The organism is Arthrobacter sp. AFG7.2, from assembly GCF_002892835.1.
Lineage (GTDB): Bacteria > Actinomycetota > Actinomycetes > Actinomycetales > Micrococcaceae > Arthrobacter.
This window is the reverse complement of record NZ_PJMB01000010.1, coordinates 90,200-109,286: the sequence shown is the minus strand read 5'-3', so window position 1 is coordinate 109,286 and position 19,087 is coordinate 90,200. Positions and strand designations below refer to the sequence as shown.

Here is a 19,087-nt window from a genome sequence, read left to right as displayed (position 1 = left end):
CTACAAGGGCGGGAATAGTCGCAGCCGGGCAGCTGCCGGCCTAAACAAAAACCGCGCCGGGCGCAGCTTGCGGCTGCAACCGGCGCGGCATCCTGCCGCTCCACCCGTTCAGGCGAGGGACAGGAAGAGCTTCTCCAGGTCTTTCTTGTCCATCGTTGCGTCTTTTTGGACGATGCACTGCTCAAGGCCCGTGGCGATGATGGCGAATCCTGCCCGGTCCAGTGCCTTGGAGACGGCGGCGAGCTGGGTCACGACGTCCTTGCAGTCCCGGCCTTCTTCCAGCATGCGGGTGACAGCGGACAGCTGGCCCTGGGCGCGCTTCAGGCGGTTGATGACTGGGGTCAGTTCTGAGGGATTGAGTTCCACGGGTTTCTCCAAAGGTCGGGGGCTTACACCCATTCTATACCCCACGGGGTGTTTTGACTACCCCCGGGGGTATCTGCAATACTCGGTGGGGTATCCACCCGACCCCTTCCGAGAGGCCAATCATGACTTCCCCTTCCACGGCAACCACCGTCACCGCCCTTGCTCCTGAAACCCTCCAGTCCTGGTTCAAAGAGCATCAGGACCTCGTGGTGCTCGATGTCCGCTCCGCCGCAGAGTTCGAGTCCATGCACATCCGCGGCTCCTACAACGTGCCGCTGCCGCTGCTGTCCGAGCACACCGACGAGCTCGCCGCCCGTCTCGGCTCCCGCGTAGTCCTGGTCTGCCAGTCCGGCGTGCGCGCCGAGCAGGCCCGCCAGCGCCTTGCCAAGGCCGGAATCGACACCGCCTACGTCCTGACCGGCGGCGCACCCGGCTTCGCCGCCGCCGGCGGGGACGTCGTCAAGGGCAAGGACCGCTGGGACCTGGAGCGCCAGGTCCGCCTCGCCGCAGGGTCCCTCGTGGTCCTGGGCCTGGCCGGCGGCAAGTTCGTCTCCCCGAAGATCCGGACCCTTGCCGGGGTCATCGGCACAGGCCTGACCTTCTCCGCAGCCACCAACACCTGCGCCATGGGCAAGGCCATCTCGGCCATGCCGTGGAACAAGGCCGCCCAGGAACCCACCCGCGAAAGCGCCATCCTCGCCCTTCCCGTGGCCACCGAGGTGAATGACGAGGCCAAGGCCTCATGACCCTCACCCTGCTCCTGGTTCTCGCCCTGTCGGTAGTCATCGGACTCTCGCTCGGCGTCCTGGGCGGCGGCGGATCGATCCTGACCGTGCCGATCCTGGTCTATGTGGCCGGGTTTGAGGCCAAGGAAGCCATCGCTGCTTCCCTGTTCGTCGTCGGCGTCACCTCCGCGGTCAGCGTGATCAGCCACGCCCGCGGCGGCAGGGTGATGTGGCGCACCGGCCTGATCTTCGGCGCCGCCGGCATGGCCGGCGCGTTCGTCGGGGGCCTGCTGGGCGGGCACATCCCCGGCCAGATCCTGCTGGTCGCCTTTGCCGTCATGATGGTGGCCACCTCCGTGGCCATGCTCCGCGGCCGGAAAAAGAAGAACGACGACGGCGCCGCGCCGGTCAAACACGAACTGCCCCTGGGCAGGGTCCTGCTTGACGGTGCCGTGGTCGGGCTCATCACCGGCCTGGTGGGCGCCGGCGGCGGATTCCTCGTGGTCCCGGCCCTGGCACTGCTGGGCGGGTTGCCCATGTCCGTTGCCGTAGGCACCTCCCTGGTGGTCATCGCCATGAAGTCCTTCGCCGGGCTCGCCGGTTACCTCACCACCGTCCAGCTCGACTGGGGCATAACCCTAGGCGTCACGGCAGCGGCCATCGCAGGCTCGCTCGCCGGCTCCAAGCTTGCAGGCCGGATCCCGGAAGCTGTCCTGCGGAAGGCCTTCGGCTGGTTCGTCCTGGCCATGGGAACCTTCGTCCTGATCCAGCAGGCACCGGCAGACCTGCGGTGGTTCATCGCCGCCGGAATCGCAGCCCTCACCGCAGCCACCGCAGGCATCTGCTGGTTCTTCATCAGCTCCTGCCCCCTGCGCAACCGCACCAGCGGCCGCCGCAGCAAAATTCCCTCACCCGCCTGAACCAACAACGCCAGCCAAGGAGAACACCATGGGCCTCATCAACTTCCTGAAAAAAGCCTTCAGCAAGCCCTACACTACGGTTTCAGTAGCTGAGGCCAAGGACCTCCTGTCCTCGGGCGCCGCGCTGATCGATGTCCGCTCCGCCCAGGAATGGCGCTCAGGACGGGCACCCCAGGCCAAGCACATCCCGCTGGACCGGCTGCAGGCCGGCACTGCCGGTATCAACAGGAACAAGCCCGTGATCGCTGTCTGTGCATCCGGGGTCCGCTCCGCCTCAGCAGCACGGCTCCTCGCCTCCCAGGGCTACCAGGCCTACTCCCTGCGCGGCGGCATGGGCGCCTGGCGTGCAGCCGGTGAACCCGTCCGCTAACTGCACCCACTATTTCGAAGGAGAATCCAATGGCTGAAATCACCATCACCGAAGCTGAACAGCGGCGCACCACCGCCCGCATCCTCGATGTCCGCGAGGACTTCGAGGTCGCGGAAGGCATGATCCCCGGCGCCCTGCACATCCCCATGGGCCAGCTGCAGGCACGCCTCTCCGAACTGGACCCCGCAGTCCCCGTCATCGCCGTCTGCCGCAGCGGCAACCGCTCATCCCGTGTGGCGGACGCCCTCAACGGAGTCGGCTTCACAGCGGACACGATGGGTGGCGGCATGATCGCCTGGACCCGCGCCGGCCTCCCCACCACCTGACCCTCCCCTCCCCGCAAACACGACCACGCACACGCACCAAAGACAACCCCCGAAAGGAACGAAAGACGATGGCAACCATCGACCTCACCGAACAGAGCTTCGCCCAGACCCTGGAGAGCAACGCGATCGTCTTCGTTGACTTCTGGGCAGCATGGTGCGGCCCGTGCCGCATGTTCGCCCCCACCTACGGGAAGGCCGCAGAACGCCACCCGGACATCACCTTCGCCCAGGTGGACACCGAAGCGGAACAGGCCCTTGCCGCAGCAGCAAACATCACCTCCATCCCCACCCTGATGGCCTTCAAGGACAAGACCCTGGTCTTCTCCCAGCCGGGAGCCCTCAACGCCACCGGCCTCGAAGAAGTCATCCAGGCCGTCAAAAACCTGGATATGGACAAACTCCGCGCTGAGGCAGTCCAGCAGCCCGCCTGACACCTGCACGGATTCGCTGCGGATATCCCTCGTTGCTGGATACCCCCCGGGGTATTACACTTGAAGCAAGACCTCCCTACAACACCTACTCCACGAAGGAGAGCACCAGATGCTTATCGAGCGCATTTACGATGAAGACCTCGCCCAGGCCAGCTACCTGATTGGCTGCCAGGCCAACGGCACCGCGGTTGTTGTCGACGGCCGCCGCGACATCGCGGTCTACCAGGAACTGGCTGAAAAGAACGGCATGAAGATCATCGCCGTCACCGAAACCCACATCCACGCCGACTACCTTTCCGGCACCCGCGAACTGGCCGCCGCCACCGGCGCGAAGATCTACGTGTCCGGCGAGGGCGGACCGGACTGGCAGTACGAGTTCGACGGCGAACGCCTTTACGACGGTGACAAGATCACCATCGGCAACATCAGCATCCAGGCCGTCCACACCCCGGGGCACACCCCCGAGCACCTGTCCTTCCTGGTCACCGACGGCGCGTTCAGCGACCAGCCCGGCTACCTGCTCTCCGGTGACTTCGTCTTCTCCGGCGACCTGGGCCGCCCGGACCTGCTGGACGAGGCAGCCGGCGGCATCGACACCCGCTTCGAAGGCGCCAAGCAGCTCTTCGCCAGCCTGCGGGACAAGTTCCTGACCCTCCCGGACTACGTCCAGGTCCACCCGGCGCACGGCGCCGGCAGCGCCTGCGGCAAGGCCCTCGGTGCCATCCCGTCCTCCACGGTCGGTTACGAGCGGCTCTACTCCTGGTGGGGCCCCTACCTCGCCGCCAACGACGAGCAGGGCTTCATCGACGAACTCCTCGACGGCCAGCCCGACGCGCACGCCTACTTCGGCCGAATGAAGCGCGAAAACCGTGAAGGCCCCGCCATCATGGGCGAACGCACCCCGCTGCCCGAGCTCGCACCCGACATCGTCGCAGCAGGCCTGGCAGAGGACACCCTGACCTTCATCGACACCCGCCCCAACAGCGAAGTCCATGAAGGCACCGTTGCCCGTTCCCTGAACGTGCCGGCAGGCAAGTCCGTTGCCAGCTATGGCGCCTGGGTCGTGAACCCCGAGACCGACAAGAACCCGCTGGTACTGCTCGCAGCAGACCAGGAACAGGCCATGGACATGTGGGACCACCTGGTCCGGGTCGGCATCGACAACGTCGCCGGCTACGTCACCAGCATCGAAGGGCTCCCCCTGACCACCCCGAAGCTGATCCAGCCGGAAGAGCTGCAGGGTTTTGACGCGGCCATGGTCGTGGACGTCCGCAACCGGAGCGAACACATCGCCGGGAACATCCCCGGCTCGTACCAGCTCAGCGGCGGCCGGGTCATGTGGCACCTGGACAAGCTCCCCACGGACGGCACCATCGTGACCTACTGCCAGTCCGGCGTACGGAACTCCGTGGCAGCCAGCGCCCTGCGCCGGGCCGGGTACGACGTCGTCGAACTCGACGGCAGCTACGCCGCCTGGGACGCCTTCCAGCAGACCCGACAGAACGCCGTCTCAGCAAAGTAAACCCCTCAGACCGCCCGGGCAGACCCCCCTCCTGCCCGGGCCCGCCCGGACGCGTCCCCCACGCGTCCGGGCACCTTTATGTCCCCGGAACGAAAGCGAGCATCCCGGAATGGCCGGAACAAAGGCGGAAAGGACACTGGACTCCGCCGGTGTCGTGCTGGGCCTGCGGCAGAACCTGGCGCAGTTCATGCTGCTGGTGACAGTGAACGCCCTGGTGGGCGGCACCCTGGGCCAGGAGCGCACCGTGCTGCCACTGCTGGCGGACCAAGTCTTTGGCGTGGGCCAGTACACGGCCGCCCTGACGTACATCGCGGCGTTCGGGCTGGCCAAAGCTGCCACCAACTACTTCGCCGGCACCTTCTCGGACCGCTACGGCCGCAAACCCGTCCTGGTCGCCGGCTGGCTCATCGCCCTCCCGGTCCCGCTCCTGCTGATTGCTGGCGATTCCTGGGGCCTGATTGTGGCCGCCAACGTCGTCCTGGGCATCAGCCAGGGCCTGACCTGGTCCACCACCGTCATGATGAAAATGGACCTTGTGGGCCCCGAACGCCGCGGCCTGGCCATGGGACTCAACGAAGCCGCCGGCTACCTCGGCGTTGCCGGCGCGGCGCTGGCCACCGGCTACATCGCCTCAACCTACGGACTGCGTCCAGGGCCCTTCCTCCTCGGCGCAGCCTTCATCGCCATCGGCCTCGGACTCTCAGTCCTGACCATCCGGGAAACCCACCACCATGCCAAAACCGAAGCCGCCACCCATGTCCCGATCCACGCCGGCAGCCATGCAGGGCTGAGCAACCGCGACGTCTTCACCCTGACCAGCTTCCGCGACAAATCCCTCTCCTCCGTCAGCCAGGCCGGTCTGGTCAACAACCTCAACGACAGCCTGGCCTGGGGCCTGTTCCCCGTCCTGTTCGCCGCAGCAGGGCTCAGCATCGAACGCATCGGCATCCTCGCCGCGGTCTACCCGGCCGTCTGGGGCGCCGGGCAAATGATCACCGGCCCGCTCTCGGACCGGATCGGCCGCAAACCGCTCATCGCCGGCGGCATGCTCGTCCAGGCCGCGGCCCTGGCCATGGTCGCAGTCGGACAGCATTTCCACACCTGGCTCGCTGCCGTCATCCTGCTCGGCGCCGGCACAGCCATGGTCTACCCCACGCTCCTCGCGGCAATCGGCGACGTCGCCCACCCGCTTTGGCGGGCACGTTCCGTGGGGATTTACCGCCTGTGGCGGGACGGCGGCTTCGCTGTCGGAGCCCTGCTTTCCGGGGTGCTGGCCGACGCTTACGGCATTCCCGCGGCTGTGCTTGTGATTGCTGCCATCACCGCATCGTCCGGGATGCTGGTGGCCGTGCGGATGCGCCGAAGTGATCATCACCGGCGCGCCTGAATTCAGCGCAGTTCAACCCGAGGCGTCGTCACAGCGCGGAGAGAATCCCGGCGACGTCGTCCAAAGCGCCGGGCACCAGGGAGTAGTAGGCCCACGTGCCGCGCTTTTCCCGGTGCAGGATCCCGGCTTCGACCAGGATCTTCAGGTGGTGGGAAACGGTGGGCTGTCCAAGGTCCAGCGGCTCCGTCAAATCACAAACGCAGGATTCCCCGGACTCCTCCGCCTTGACGATGGAGAGCAGCCGCAGGCGGTTGGGATCAGCCAGGGCCTTGAAAACCAGGGCCTTCCGCTGGGCCTCTTCGACGCTTAGTGCCGGCTTGCTGGAGGGAACGCAGCACGATGCGTCGACGGCGGGGCCGGCAGTCTGCAGGAGGTTCATGACACCCATTATGCACATAGATTGACATCCATCGATATAGCTGGCAATACTTCCTATATCGACTTTCATCAATCTTTTACTGAGCCGCCCAGGAGACCCGTGAGCACCCGGACCGAGACACTGCCCGCCCAAGGGGAAGAGGCCGTCGTCGGCAAACTCTCAACCCTGGACCGCTTCCTCCCCGTGTGGATCATCGCCGCAATGGCACTCGGCCTCCTGCTCGGAAACGTGGTGCCCGGCCTCAACACCGCACTGGAAGCGGTCAAAGTGGGCGAAGTGTCGCTGCCCATCGCCGTCGGCCTGCTGGTGATGATGTACCCGGTCCTGGCCAAGGTCCGCTACGACCAGGCCCACAGGGTGATTGCAGACAGGAAGCTCATGATCTCCTCCCTGGTGATCAACTGGCTCCTGGCCCCGGCCTTCATGTTCGTCCTGGCCTGGCTGTTCCTGGCGGACCTTCCCGAGTACCGGACCGGCCTGATCATCGTGGGCCTGGCCCGCTGCATCGCCATGGTGATGATCTGGAACGACCTCGCCTGCGGGGACAGGGAGTCCGCCGCCGTCCTGGTGGCCATTAACTCCGTCTTCCAGGTGGTGGCCTTCGGCGCACTGGGCTGGTTCTACCTGCAGCTGCTGCCGTCGTGGCTGGGCCTCCCCACCACCAGCGCGGATTTCTCCTTCTGGGCCATCACGCTTTCGGTGCTGATCTTCCTGGGCATCCCGTTGCTGGCCGGCTTCCTCACCCGCACCCTCGGCGAAAAAGCCAGGGGCCGCGACTGGTACGAAGGCGCGTTCCTTCCCAAGCTCGGACCGTGGGCGCTCTACGGCCTGCTGTTCACCATCACCCTCCTCTTCGCCCTGCAGGGGGAGACCATCACCGCCCGCCCGCTGGACGTTGCCCGGATCGCGCTTCCACTGCTGGTCTACTTCGTGGTGGTCTTCGGCGCAGGAATGCTGACCGGCAAGTGGCTGGGCTTGGGATACGCCAAAACCACCACCTTGGCGTTCACCGCGGCGGGCAACAACTTCGAACTGGCCATTGCTGTGGCGATTGGCACCTTCGGCGTCACGTCCGGCCAGGCCCTTGCCGGCGTCGTCGGCCCCTTGATTGAAGTGCCGGCACTTGTTGCACTTGTATACGCCGCACTATGGGCGCGCAAGCGCTTCTTCACCCCAACTGCCGTTTCCCTCTGACCGTCCACTGGAGAACACCATGACCACCGAAACCGCCAAGAAGCCATCCGTCCTGTTTGTCTGCGTCCACAACGCCGGACGGTCCCAGATGGCCGCGGCCTTCCTCACCAGCCTTTCCAAGGGTGCCATCGAGGTGCGCTCCGCCGGCTCCCAGCCCGCCAACCATATCAATCCGTCCGCCGTGGAAGCGATGGCCGAGGTAGGCATCGATATGTCAGCGGAGGTTCCCAAGGTCCTCACCACGGAGGCAGTCAAGGAATCAGATGTCGTCATCACCATGGGCTGCGGCGACGAGTGCCCGTACTTTCCGGGCAAACGCTACGAGGACTGGGTCCTGGAAGACCCGGCCGGCAAGGGCGTGGAGTCAGTCCGCCCCATCCGCGACGAGATCAGGGTCCGCATTGAGGACCTGATCGCGTCTCTGACCCCCGCCGTCAAGTAACTTCCCAAGAGCACCAGGAGACTCCCATGAGCGAGACAGTGAACGCAGAGACAGGGAACACAGACACCGTGAACACCGAACAGCTGATCATCATCGGTTCCGGCCCTGCCGGCTACACCGCCGCCATCTACGCTGCCCGCGCCGGCCTGAAGCCGCTGGTCCTGGCGGGTTCGGTCACCGCGGGCGGTGCCCTGATGAACACCACCGAAGTGGAGAACTTCCCCGGGTTCCCGGGCGGCATCCAGGGCCCGGAGCTCATGGACGGGCTGCAGGAACAGGCAGAAAAGTTTGGCGCCCAGGTAGTGTTCGACGACGTCACGGAGGTGACGCTGACAGGGCACCTTAAGCGGGTGGTCACCGGCGGCGGCGACGTGCACGAAGCCCCTGCCGTTATCCTGGCCACTGGCTCGGCCTACAAGGAACTTGGCCTTCCCGAGGAGAAAAAGCTCAGCGGCCACGGCGTTTCCTGGTGCGCCACCTGCGACGGGTTCTTCTTCCGCGAGCAGGACATCATCGTCGTCGGCGGCGGCGATTCGGCCATGGAGGAAGCGATGTTCCTGACCCGCTTCGGCAAGTCCGTCACCGTCGTCGTGCGTAAGGGCGAACTTCGCGCCTCCCGCATCATGGCGCAGCGTGCCAAGGACAATCCCAAGATCAGCTTCGCGTGGAACTCAGCCATCACCGCCATCCACGGGGACGGCAAGGTCACTGGCGTCACGCTCACGGACACCCGCAGCGGGGAGACCCGCGAGCAGTCCGCCACCGGCATCTTCGTCGCGATCGGCCATGTGCCCCGCACCGAACTGGTGGCCGGGCAGGTGGACCTCGACGAGGAGGGGTACATCAAGGTGGACTCCCCCACCACGGTCACCAACCTCTCGGGCGTCTTTGCCTGCGGGGACGCCGTGGACCACCGCTACCGGCAGGCCATCACCGCCGCCGGCACCGGCTGCGCCGCAGCGCTCGACGCCGAACGCTACCTCGCGGCCCTCGAGGACGCGGACAGCATCGCCACCGCACTGGTGGAAGAACCAACCCACGCCTAGAAACACTGCCAGGGGAGGGGGTGAGCTGAATGGGTACAGGATGCTGCGACGATTCCGGTTGCTGCGACGACGGTTCCTGCACTGACCAAGACTGCTGCTAATCACACCCCCCTCCCCCAACCAGGCAGCAGCAAGTGTCACAACAGCCTCTACTGCACCTGGTTGGGCCACACGAGCGGCCAGCCCTACGGATGAAAGCAGGACCCCATGGACGCAGCACAGATCCTTCCAGCATCTGACCTTCCCGTTGCCGTCATCGGCGCCGGCCCCGTTGGCCTGGCTGCCGCGGCGCACCTGCTGGAGCGCGGCCTTGAGCCGCTCATCTTCGAGTCAGGTACGACGGCGGGCGCGGCCATTGACCAATGGCGGCACATCCGGCTGTTTTCCCCTTGGCGGTTCAACCTAGATGCGGCGGCGGTCCGCCTGCTGGAGCGCAGCGGCTGGGAAGGCCCCCGGCCCACTGCGCTGCCGTACGGCGGGGAAATCGTGGACAGCTATCTCGCACCGCTGGCCGCATTGCCCCCAATAGCTTCCCGGCTGCACACGGGCGCCCGCGTCGTCGCCGTCACCCGTGAGGGGCTGGACAAGACCCATACCCGCAACCGGGACACCACACCCTTCATCGTCCGGGTCCTGCATGAGGACGGAGAAACCCGGGGCCATACCGTCGCCGCGGTTATTGATGCCTCCGGTACCTGGTCCCGCCGCAACCCCCTGGGCACCTCCGGCCTTCCCGCCATCGGCGAAGAACGCGCGGCCGCGCGGATCTCGCGGCCTCTGCCGGACGTCACAGGCCGGGACCGGGCGGCCTTCGCAGGACGCCGTGCCCTGGTGGTGGGGGCGGGCCACTCTGCGGCGAACACGCTCATCAGCCTCGCCGGGCTCACCAGGGAAGAACCTGATACCCGCGTCCTATGGGCTGTCCGCGGCGCCTCGGCGGAGAAAGTCTACGGCGGCGGTGACGCCGACGGACTGCCTGCCCGCGGCCAGCTGGGCGGCCGCGTCCGGCGGCTCGTGGAAGCAGGAAAAATCGAGCTCCACACCGGCTTCGGCATCCGCTCATTGAAGACCCTCGACACCCATGTCACAGTCGAAGCCGCCGATGGCCGCACCCTTGATGCCGACGTTGTAGTCCCCTGCACCGGCTTCCGTCCCGACCTGGACATCCTGCGCGAGCTCCGGCTGGAGCTTGATCCCACCGTCGAAGCTCCCCGTGAGCTCGGCCCGCTGATCGACCCGGAGTTCCACTCCTGCGGCACCGTCCCGCCGCACGGCGCCAGGCTGCTGGCCCACCCGGACAGGAACTTCTACATCGTGGGCATGAAGTCCTACGGCAGAGCGCCCACCTTCCTCCTGGCCACCGGGTATGAACAGGTCCGCTCCGTGGTGGCAGCCCTCGCGGGTGACCGCGAAGCAGCTGACGCCGTGCAGCTGGAACTCCCCGAAACCGGCGTCTGCTCCACCGATGCCGGCACCAGCTGCGACGTCCCCGGAGAAGCAACCGCAGCCGAGCCGGACCCAGGCTGCTGCACAGCCCCCGAACCGATGCTGGTGGGCTTTCCCACCGGCCTCTCACACGGCCGCTCCGGCAGCAACTAGGTCAATACCCTGGGCCCAAAGCGTCTACCCCATGGCGGGCGCGGTGGAGGTCCCGCCGGCGAACCGGCGGCGCGCCCAGCGGGCGAGTTTCCTGCCTTTGCCCTTCCACCAGTTGTCCTCGTCCTTGTCGTGGTGCAGCCGGAAGATGATGGCGACCAGCACGAACATACCCATCACCACGTCGATCCAGGACCAGAGCACCAAAGCGATAAGCACCGTCACTCCGTTGGCAATGATCGACGGAACCGCAAGCGTCCGGAACACCGTGCTGGCCAGGTATCGCCGGTGGGACCGCGGGACGGACAGCGCGCGCACCATGTCGAAGCAGACGCACACCACCACTATCGTCTGTCCCAGTGCCAGCATCACTTGGCCGGGAATAGAGCCGCTGAAGGCTGCCACCGACTCCATCCCCGGACTCACCGGTCCCCCTCAGCGGCAGGGCTGTAAAACGTGAAAGCACACATGGAAAACCCCCGGAAACCTTGGAACCACTGCTGCTGATCCAGCAGTGGTTCCATTGAAGTTTCCGGGGGCTCCGGGGGCACGAGTAGTGAGTACTCTATTTCCCGCCGGCACGCGGCGGTGGTACTTATTTTCCGATGGCGCGCGGCCGCCACAGCACCAGGGCCTGTGACCGCGGACGCGGACGCTGGCCCCGTGCCAGGCTCACCACATCACCGGCTGCGCCCGCTGCGAAGATCCGCGCGTCCAGGGGCTGCCGGCGCCGTGCCAGTTCCTCGGTCAGCTCAGAGACCCGGCTTTGCAGGGCGGCCACCTGGTTTTCAAGCTCCAGGATCCGCTTGATCCCTTCCAGCGACACTCCCTCCTGCGACAGCCGCTGGACTTCACGGAGCATGTTGATGTCCCGCTGCGAGTAGCGGCGGGATTTGCCGGGAGCCCGGCTGGGCGAAACGATGCCCAGCCGGTCGTACTGCCGGAGCGTCTGGGGGTGCATGTCCGCTAGCTCAGCCGCAACCGATATCACGAAGATCGGCTGGTCAGCACTGACGTCCACAGCACACCTCCCTGTTACAACCGGGCCTTGGCGGCCAGGCCCTCACGGACATCGGCTCCAGCCGTGGCCTCGGCAAACGCCTTGACCGCGGCTTCGGCGTCCTTGTTCAAGTTCTTGGGAACGGCGACGTCAATGGTCACCAGCAGGTCGCCGGTCCCCTTGGACGTTTTCACGCCTTTGCCCTTGACCCGCAACGTCCGGCCCGACGGCGTACCGGCCGGAACACGGACCCGCACCTTGTCGCCGTCGATGGTGGGCACCTCGATGTCTGCCCCCATAGCAGCTTCGGGGAAGGTGACGGGGACGTGGATGCGGAGGTTGTCGCCGTCGCGCGTGTAAAACGCGTGCGGCTGGACCGACACGGACACCACCAGGTCACCGTTGCCGGCGGCACCCGGCTGGCCCTTGCCGCGCACGCGGACCTTCTGCCCGTCCTTGATGCCGGCAGGCACCCGGACGTCGATCACTTCGCCGCTGGGCTCACGCAGGCCGATGGTGGTGCCGCGGATCGCGCCGGCGAAGGAAATGCTGGTGGACGCTGTGCGGTCCGCGCCCTTCTGCGGGGTCCGCTGGAAGCCGCTCTGGCCGAAGCCACCGCCGAAGAGGTCGGCGAACTCCGGCGGGATGCCGCCTGCGGAGGGGTTGAATCCCCCTGCATGCCGCCCGGTGTTGCCGGTGAACAGGCCGCCGAACATATCCTCGAAGCCGGCATTGCCGCCACCCGCGCCGCCGGGTGCAAACCTGGCGCCACCGCCCATGGCCCGGATAGCGTCGTACTGCTGGCGCTCATCAGGGTCCGAAAGCACGGAATAGGCCTCGGAGATGTCCTTGAACTTCTTCTCCGAAGCGGTGTCCCCCGAGTTCGTGTCAGGGTGGTGCTGCCGTGCAAGCTTCCGGTAGGCCTTCTTGATATCGGCGTCGGAAGCGTCCTTGGCAACACCAAGGATCTTGTAAAAGTCCTTGTCCACCCAATCCTGGCTAGCCAATGGCGTTTCCTTTCTTGTTCAAACCTAAGTGCTCGGCGCGGTTTCGCTCCGCTGGATAGGGGGCCGTGCCCGCTCCGCGGTGCCCGCCACGCCGCGGCCCCCTATCCAGCTGCGCGCGGTGCGGTCATCTCACCTTAGGCGAGACGAGCGCTGAGCGACGGACGGATAAGGGGGCCCGGGAGTGGCATCGGGCCTATCGGAGCTGGGTGGCGAAGGATCGTAGATCTTCGCCACCCAGCGTAGGGGCGGGGCCCCCTTATCCGTTCGGCGCGGTCCCAACGAGGGCGTAGCGCCGGAAGTACCCCGACTAAGCCGGAACCGCCACGATGACCTGGGCGGCCCGAAGGACGCGGTCGCCTGACTTGTAGCCGGAGCGGAGGACCTGGCTGACGGTGTCAACCTCGATGTCCTCGCCGGGCTGCTGGATCAGGGCTTCGTGGATTGTTGGATCGAATCCCACGCCTGTCTCGTTGATCCGGACCAGGCCGTAGGTCTTCAGCGCGTTCTCCAGTTTGGTGGCGATCGCGGCGAAGGGTCCGTCGGTGAGGTCGCCGTGCTGCCGTGCGGCGTCGACATCGTCCAGGACCGGGAGCAGGGAGTTCAGGACGCCAATGACGGCCATCTCCCCTGCCACGGCGCGGTCGCGTTCAACGCGCTTGCGGTAGTTGACGTACTCGGCCTGCAGGCGGAGGAGGTCGTTCCTCAGCTCGGCAGCCTCAGCATTGGCTGAACCTGACGCAGCCCCCTGGGCAACCGATTCCGCAGCCGGCACCTCAACGCCGTTGAGGATCTCCTCTGCCTGGGCCAGCGCATCGCCGTCGGAATCCTGAGATTCCGAAGCCGATGCATGGCTGTCCCCTTCGTGGTGACGGGCCTGGCCTGTCACCGGGTCAACCTTGCGGTTGTCCCGGATGACCGGTTCCTGGTGGCCGTTGCCCTGCCGCTCCTGGTCTGTGGAAGTGTGCTCTTCCTCGTTACCGTGATGGGGCATGGCTACTTCTTCGCTTCGTCTTCGTCGATGATCTCGGCGTCCACGATGTCTTCATCGGCCTTGGAACCTGCCGGGCCTTCAGTGCCTTCAGCGCCTGCAGCGCCGGTGGCACCGTCCGGGGATCCGGCCTGGGCGTAGATGGCCTCACCCAGCTTGCCCTGGGAAGCCTGCAGCTTCTCGAAGGCAGCCTTGACAGCGGCGTCATCGGTGCCTTCGAGCGCCTTCTTGAGGTCGTCGACGTCGGCCTGCACCTCGGTCTTGACCTCTTCAGGCAGCTTGTCGGCGTTGTCCGCGATGAGCTTGTCCACGGAGTAGGCGAGCTGCTCGGCCGTGTTGCGGGTGTCGGTTGCCTCGCGGCGGGCCTTGTCCTCCGCTGCGTGCTCCTCGGCGTCCCGGACCATGCGGTCAATGTCTTCCTTGGAGAGGCTGGAGCCGCCCGTGATGGTCATGGACTGTTCCTTGCCGGTGCCCTTGTCCTTGGCGGACACGTGGACGATGCCGTTGGCGTCGATGTCGAAGGTGACCTCGACCTGCGGGACGCCGCGCGGAGCCGGAGCAATACCGGTCAGCTCGAACGTGCCCAGCGGCTTGTTGTCCCGGGTGAACTCGCGCTCGCCCTGGAAGACCTGGATGGCCACGGACGGCTGGTTGTCGTCAGCGGTGGTGAAGGTTTCGGACCGCTTGGTGGGGATGGCGGTGTTGCGCTCGATCAGGTGCGTCATCACGCCGCCCTTGGTTTCGATGCCGAGGGACAGCGGGGTGACGTCGATCAGGAGGACGTCCTTGCGCTCACCCTTCAGCACGCCGGCCTGCAGGGCTGCACCAACGGCCACAACCTCATCCGGGTTTACGCCCTTGTTGGGCTCCTTGCCGCCTGCCAGTTCCTTGACCAGCTCGGAAACGGCGGGCATACGGGTGGAACCGCCGACGAGGACGATGTGGTCGATGTCGGAAAGCTTGATGCCGGCTTCCTTGATGACATCGTGGAACGGCTTCTTGGTGCGCTCAAGCAGGTCCTTGGTGAGGTCCTGGAACTTGGCGCGGGTCAGCTGCTCGTCCAGGTGGACCGGGCCGTCGGGGGTGACGGACAGGTACTGGAGGGAGACGTTGGTGCTGGTGGAGGAAGACAGTTCCTTCTTGGCCTGCTCGGCTGCTTCGCGGAGGCGCTGGAGGGCGATCTTGTCCTTGGACAGGTCGATGCCCTTGACCTTGAGCTGGTTGAGCAGGTAGTCAACAACGCGCTGGTCCCAGTCGTCGCCGCCGAGGCGGTTGTCACCGGCGGTGGCGCGGACCTGGATGGTGGAGAAGTTGTCTTCATCCTTGCCGACTTCGAGGAGCGAGACGTCGAAGGTGCCGCCGCCGAGGTCGAAGACCAGGATGAGTTCGTCTTCCTTGCCCTTGTCCAGGCCGTAGGCCAGGGCTGCCGCGGTGGGCTCGTTGACGATGCGCAGGACGTTCAGGCCTGCGATCTCGCCGGCTTCCTTGGTGGCCTGGCGCTCGGCGTCGTTGAAGTACGCCGGGACGGTGATGACAGCGTCGGTGACCTTTTCACCCAGGTAGGACTCGGCGTCGTTCTTCAGCTTCATGAGCGTACGCGCGGAGATTTCCTGGGCGGTGTACTTCTTGTCGTCGATGGCGACGGTCCAGGGGGTGCCCATGTGGCGCTTGACGGACGCGATGGTGCGGTCAATGTTGTTGACGGCCTGGCGCTTGGCAATCTCGCCCACCAGGACTTCGCCGGACTTGGAGAATGCAACGACGGACGGCGTGGTGCGGCCACCCTCGGCGTTGGCAATAACGGTGGGCTCGCCACCTTCGAGAACGGAGACGACGGAGTTGGTGGTTCCGAGGTCGATACCTACTGCACGTGACATATGTTGCTTCCTTCTTTCCTTGGAAACTGGTTGGCGCCCGCTATTGAGCGTTCTGCACTCAACTTTACTCAGCACGCCAATGATGTCAACACGGAGTTGAGCGAAGTACGCTCAACTTTGCGCCGCACGTACGGAGCGTTGGCTGTTCTGGCCAGCATTCGCGCGGTGACGGGGGCTTAAACGCGGACGACGGCGGGTTCTCCGTTTCGCTATTGGAGAACCCGCCGTCGTACTGCTTGTGATGTCCTGCTACCTCTCGCTGTCCCGGCGCCCGTGCAGCGGACCGCGCTCCTCGGCGGTCGTATTCACCTGCCTGTCCGTCAGGCCTTCCCGGATGGCATCCGTTTCCCGGCCGGCTGTACCGGCACTGCCGTAGTCGCCGTCCTCATACTCGCCGTCCTCAAGGTTCCCGGCGGGCTCTCCCACGGTGCCTGCATCGCCATAGTCACCGTCAACGTACTGCCCGCCCTCGCCCTCCAGGCCGGGGGCTGTACTGCCCCGACGGGGCTCCTCGCCAGGCACTTCCGGATTCTCGGTCATGGTGCATCTCTCCTTTGAGTTCCGCGTCCATGCGGGCGCAGTGGCAGTCTATCGAGCCGGCGTTTCCACCAACAGGGCCTCAGCCTGCCCCGGGCGCTGCTCCACGTCCTGCCGTCCCAGCTTGCTGGGCCACCAGATGCGGGGGCCGATGTCGTATGCCAGGGCCGGCACCAGCAGCGAGCGCACCAGGACTGTATCGAGCAGCACGCCGAAGGCGACGATGAAGGCCAACTGCACCAGGAACATGATGGGGATAACCCCCAGCGCGGCGAACGTCGCCGCCAGCACCACCCCGGCGGACGTGATCACGCCGCCGGTGACGCCCAGACCCCGGAGGATGCCGGGACGGGTGCCGTGCTTCAGGGATTCCTCCCGGACCCGGCTCATCAGGAAGATGTTGTAGTCCACGCCCAATGCCACCAGGAACACGAAACCGAACAGTGGAACGGTGGCATCAGCCCCCGGGAAGCCAAAGATGTTATTGAACACGAAGGCCGAGACGCCCATGGCTGCCGCGTAGGAGAGGACCACGGAGAGCACCAGCAGCACCGGCGCCAGGACGGAGCGGAGCAGCAGCATCAGGATGAAAAGGATGACCACAAGGACCACCGGGATGATGATCACCAGGTCGCGCTGGGCCGTGGTGTTGGTGTCCAGTGCCGTGGCGGTCACACCGCCCACGAGGGCTTCCTGGTCAACGGTCTTGACGTCGTCGCGGAGCGCCTTGACTGCCTCCTCGGCCTCGAGGGAATCCGCGGCAAAGTTCAGCGTGGCGTTGATCAGCACCTTGCCCTCGCGGACATCAGGTGCGCTGGGAGCTCCGGGGGCTCCGGTGATGGGGACACTGCCCTGCGCAAGCAGATAAGCCTCGCCCACGCCGTCGGCCGCTTTCACGACGTCCAGCACCTCCTGCGCCTTGCCCTGCTCCGCAACCACGACGGCGGGGCTGCCGCTGCCGGCGTCAAAGTGGCGCGCCAGGGCGTCCTGCCCGTCCACCGCGTTGGACGCCGTGAGGATGACGTCTGTTTGCGGGACGCCGTTGGCTTTGAGCTGCAGGACACCGGCGGACGCTGCCACCAACAGCAGGACCGAAGCGATCCACACTGCACGGGGCCTCCGGGCGACCAGGGAGCCGGTGGCGCGCCACAGTCCCTTCTGCCCCTCCAGCCCGGTCACCAGTTCGGGCTCACGTTCATCCGCAGGAACCAGCTTGGGGACGAAGGGCCAGAAGGCCGCCCGACCAAGGAGCCCCATCAGCGCCGGAAGCAGGGTAAGGGCTGCAAACAGGGAGCAAAGGATGCCCGCCGCTGCCACCGGGCCAAGGGCCTTGTTCGAGTTCAGGTCGGAGAACAGCAGGCACAGCAGGGCGATGATGACGGTGGCGCCGGAGGCCAGGATCGGCTCGAAGGACGCTTTCCACGCCGTCAGCACAGCGGCCGTGCGGTTTGTGGTGTGGGTCAGCGCCTCGCGGAACCGTGCCACGTAGAGCAGGGCGTAGTCCGTGGCGGCGCCGATCACCAGGATGGAAAGGATGCCCTGGCTCTGGCCGTTCAGCTGGATCCACTCGGCCTTCGCCATGCCGAATACCAGCAGGATGGCTGCGCACAGGGCGAAGACGGACGTCAGGAGCACCATGATGGGCAGCAGGATGGAGCGGTAGACGATCAGGAGGATGATAAATACTGCCGCCAGAGCCACCAGCAGCAGGATCCCGTCGATGCCTGCGAAGGCGGCAGTAAGGTCGGCCGCAAGTCCCGCCGGGCCGGTGACATAGGTCCGCATGCCCTCAGGGGCTGCCTCTGCCACGGTGTCCCGCAGTTCCTGTACGGCTTCCTTGATCTCGGCCGATTCGCTGATGGGCGCGATGAACTGGACCGCCTTGCCATCCTCGGAAGGAATGGGTCCGATCACCGCGCTGCCCAGCTGCAGCTCTTCAATCCCGCCCCGCAGGCCCGCCACTTCCCCCAGTTGGGCCGGCGTGAAGGCTTCATCGCTTTCGATCACTATGACGCCCGGAACCTCATCGGAATCCCGGAACTTCGCCTGCCAATCCTGGGCTGCGGTGGCCTCGGCACCGGCCGGAAGGAAGGACGCCTGGTCGTTGGAGGAAACTTCTTCGAGCCGGCCGAAGGTAGGTCCTCCAATGCCGGCCAGTGCCAGCCAGATCAGGACGAGGGTGGCGGGGACCAGCCAGCGCAGCCAGAACGGGACGCGTTCCTTAGGTGCGGATTTGTGTTTCATGAGTGCCTTCCGGACGACGGGGCCGAGTAGTATTGGTTCCATAGTAGAGTATCTCCATCATAGAGATAAGCGGCAGGCTAGCTTTGTCATTGGGGCCCGCACCGGCAGGTCTTGGTGCTGAAGTAATATCCGTCAGTACGGTAAACGCGCAGGGCGGTGGATCCGCCCGGAGATCAGGAGGTGGACGTGGCGAGGAACGATGAGCCCGCAGCGCACGGCCTGCCTCCCGGACCGCCTCCCCTGGTCCGGCTGCTGCAGGAGTTCACACTCGAGGCCAACCGGTACGTGGATACAGCCGGCGGCCGGAAGGACATGCACCGCACGGACCTCAACGCCCTGGCTGTGATCATGCGCCATACAGCGAAGGGAAATGTCGTGACGCCCGGGCTCCTGCGGAAGGAACTCAACCTGAGCTCGCCCGCCACCACTGCCCTGATCGACCGGCTGGACCAGTCCGGGCATGTGACCAGGGAAAGGCACAGCTCTGACCGCCGGCAGGTCCAGCTCAGGATGACACCCAAGGCTTTTAATGACGGCGGCGCAATCTTCGCCCCGCTGGCGCGCCGGATGGGCACTGCCATGGCCGATTTCTCGGCTGAGGAGCTGGAGACTGTTACCCGCTTCATGACCGCCATGGTGGAAGCTACCGTGGCGGCGCGGGAAGAGTCATCGCTGGGCCAGCCAGGCACCCCCGCCTCCGCTGCCGCACCCGCCTGACCTGCCTCAAGCA

21 protein-coding genes are annotated in these 19,087 nt (G+C 65.9%); 12 read left to right on the top strand and 9 right to left on the bottom strand.

The features are described 5' to 3' along the window. Positions 1-108: 108 nt before the first annotated feature. Entirely contained in the window at positions 109-366 is a 258-nt protein-coding gene (locus CXX84_RS16065) for a metal-sensitive transcriptional regulator (RefSeq protein ID WP_014920545.1), read from the bottom strand. Between the two features lie 122 nt (positions 367-488). On the opposite strand from CXX84_RS16065, the gene CXX84_RS16060 reads away from it, so the two are divergent. From CXX84_RS16060 to CXX84_RS16030, 7 genes are all read left to right on the top strand, one after another. Continuing rightward, positions 489-1,112 (top strand): rhodanese-like domain-containing protein, encoded by a 624-nt coding sequence (locus CXX84_RS16060; protein ID WP_102977722.1) that lies wholly within the window; start codon positions 489-491, stop codon positions 1,110-1,112. Continuing rightward, positions 1,109-2,011, top strand: a complete 903-nt coding sequence (locus CXX84_RS16055) for a sulfite exporter TauE/SafE family protein (protein WP_102977721.1) — start codon at positions 1,109-1,111, stop codon at positions 2,009-2,011. Before CXX84_RS16060 ends, CXX84_RS16055 begins: the two co-directional genes overlap by 4 nt. A gap of 28 nt (positions 2,012-2,039) precedes the next feature. Further along, positions 2,040-2,381 (top strand): rhodanese-like domain-containing protein, encoded by a 342-nt coding sequence (locus tag CXX84_RS16050; protein ID WP_102977720.1) that lies wholly within the window; start codon positions 2,040-2,042, stop codon positions 2,379-2,381. 29 nt (positions 2,382-2,410) lie between these two features. Further along, positions 2,411-2,707 (top strand): rhodanese-like domain-containing protein, encoded by a 297-nt coding sequence (locus CXX84_RS16045; protein WP_102977719.1) that lies wholly within the window; start codon positions 2,411-2,413, stop codon positions 2,705-2,707. A 68-nt stretch (positions 2,708-2,775) separates the two neighbouring features. Next, positions 2,776-3,138, top strand: a complete 363-nt coding sequence (locus CXX84_RS16040) for a thioredoxin family protein (protein WP_102977718.1) — start codon at positions 2,776-2,778, stop codon at positions 3,136-3,138. 109 nt (positions 3,139-3,247) lie between these two features. Continuing rightward, positions 3,248-4,660 (top strand): MBL fold metallo-hydrolase, encoded by a 1,413-nt coding sequence (locus tag CXX84_RS16035; protein WP_102977717.1) that lies wholly within the window; start codon positions 3,248-3,250, stop codon positions 4,658-4,660. A 109-nt stretch (positions 4,661-4,769) separates the two neighbouring features. Next, positions 4,770-6,047: an MFS transporter gene (locus tag CXX84_RS16030; RefSeq protein WP_189337625.1), complete on the top strand. Its 1,278-nt coding sequence runs from the start codon at positions 4,770-4,772 to the stop codon at positions 6,045-6,047. 28 nt (positions 6,048-6,075) lie between these two features. On the opposite strand, the gene CXX84_RS16025 is transcribed toward CXX84_RS16030, so the two are convergent. After that, positions 6,076-6,426 (bottom strand): ArsR/SmtB family transcription factor, encoded by a 351-nt coding sequence (locus tag CXX84_RS16025; RefSeq protein WP_102977745.1) that lies wholly within the window; start codon positions 6,424-6,426, stop codon positions 6,076-6,078. 99 nt (positions 6,427-6,525) lie between these two features. Here CXX84_RS16025 and arsB point away from each other — a divergent pair, with 99 nt between their 5' ends. The 4 genes from arsB to CXX84_RS16005 all read left to right on the top strand — a co-directional run bounded on the left by arsB (position 6,526) and on the right by CXX84_RS16005 (position 10,707). Continuing rightward, positions 6,526-7,620: an ACR3 family arsenite efflux transporter gene (gene arsB / locus CXX84_RS16020; RefSeq protein ID WP_102977716.1), complete on the top strand. Its 1,095-nt coding sequence runs from the start codon at positions 6,526-6,528 to the stop codon at positions 7,618-7,620. 19 nt (positions 7,621-7,639) lie between these two features. Next, positions 7,640-8,062, top strand: coding sequence for an arsenate reductase ArsC (locus CXX84_RS16015; protein ID WP_102977715.1), 423 nt, complete (start codon positions 7,640-7,642; stop codon positions 8,060-8,062). A 68-nt stretch (positions 8,063-8,130) separates the two neighbouring features. After that, on the top strand, positions 8,131-9,108 hold the full coding sequence (gene trxB, locus CXX84_RS16010) for a thioredoxin-disulfide reductase (RefSeq protein ID WP_102977744.1): 978 nt from the start codon (positions 8,131-8,133) through the stop codon (positions 9,106-9,108). A gap of 207 nt (positions 9,109-9,315) precedes the next feature. Next, complete coding sequence (locus CXX84_RS16005) at positions 9,316-10,707, top strand: FAD-dependent oxidoreductase (RefSeq protein ID WP_102977714.1); 1,392 nt, start codon at positions 9,316-9,318, stop codon at positions 10,705-10,707. 24 nt (positions 10,708-10,731) lie between these two features. Here the strand turns inward: CXX84_RS16005 and CXX84_RS16000 are convergent, their stop codons facing one another. The 7 genes from CXX84_RS16000 to CXX84_RS15970 all read right to left on the bottom strand — a co-directional run bounded on the left by CXX84_RS16000 (position 10,732) and on the right by CXX84_RS15970 (position 18,357). Next, entirely contained in the window at positions 10,732-11,118 is a 387-nt protein-coding gene (locus CXX84_RS16000) for a hypothetical protein (protein ID WP_102977713.1), read from the bottom strand. Positions 11,119-11,299: 181 nt separating this feature from the next. After that, positions 11,300-11,725, bottom strand: coding sequence for a heat shock protein transcriptional repressor HspR (locus tag CXX84_RS15995; protein ID WP_102977712.1), 426 nt, complete (start codon positions 11,723-11,725; stop codon positions 11,300-11,302). Positions 11,726-11,739: 14 nt separating this feature from the next. Further along, on the bottom strand, positions 11,740-12,711 hold the full coding sequence (locus tag CXX84_RS15990) for a DnaJ C-terminal domain-containing protein (protein ID WP_189337624.1): 972 nt from the start codon (positions 12,709-12,711) through the stop codon (positions 11,740-11,742). 307 nt (positions 12,712-13,018) lie between these two features. Beyond that, a complete protein-coding gene (locus CXX84_RS15985) occupies positions 13,019-13,702 on the bottom strand; it encodes a nucleotide exchange factor GrpE (protein WP_102977710.1) in 684 nt (227 codons plus the stop codon). 2 nt (positions 13,703-13,704) lie between these two features. Beyond that, entirely contained in the window at positions 13,705-15,576 is a 1,872-nt protein-coding gene (dnaK, locus tag CXX84_RS15980) for a molecular chaperone DnaK (RefSeq protein WP_102977709.1), read from the bottom strand. A gap of 249 nt (positions 15,577-15,825) precedes the next feature. Then, a complete protein-coding gene (locus CXX84_RS15975) occupies positions 15,826-16,116 on the bottom strand; it encodes a hypothetical protein (RefSeq protein ID WP_102977708.1) in 291 nt (96 codons plus the stop codon). A gap of 48 nt (positions 16,117-16,164) precedes the next feature. Continuing rightward, positions 16,165-18,357, bottom strand: coding sequence for an MMPL family transporter (locus tag CXX84_RS15970; protein ID WP_102977707.1), 2,193 nt, complete (start codon positions 18,355-18,357; stop codon positions 16,165-16,167). 186 nt (positions 18,358-18,543) lie between these two features. Here CXX84_RS15970 and CXX84_RS15965 point away from each other — a divergent pair, with 186 nt between their 5' ends. Then, positions 18,544-19,074 carry a MarR family winged helix-turn-helix transcriptional regulator gene (locus CXX84_RS15965; RefSeq protein ID WP_223253124.1) on the top strand — a complete coding sequence of 177 codons (531 nt, stop codon included), beginning with the start codon at positions 18,544-18,546 and terminating at the stop codon, positions 19,072-19,074. Positions 19,075-19,087: the final 13 nt, after the last annotated feature.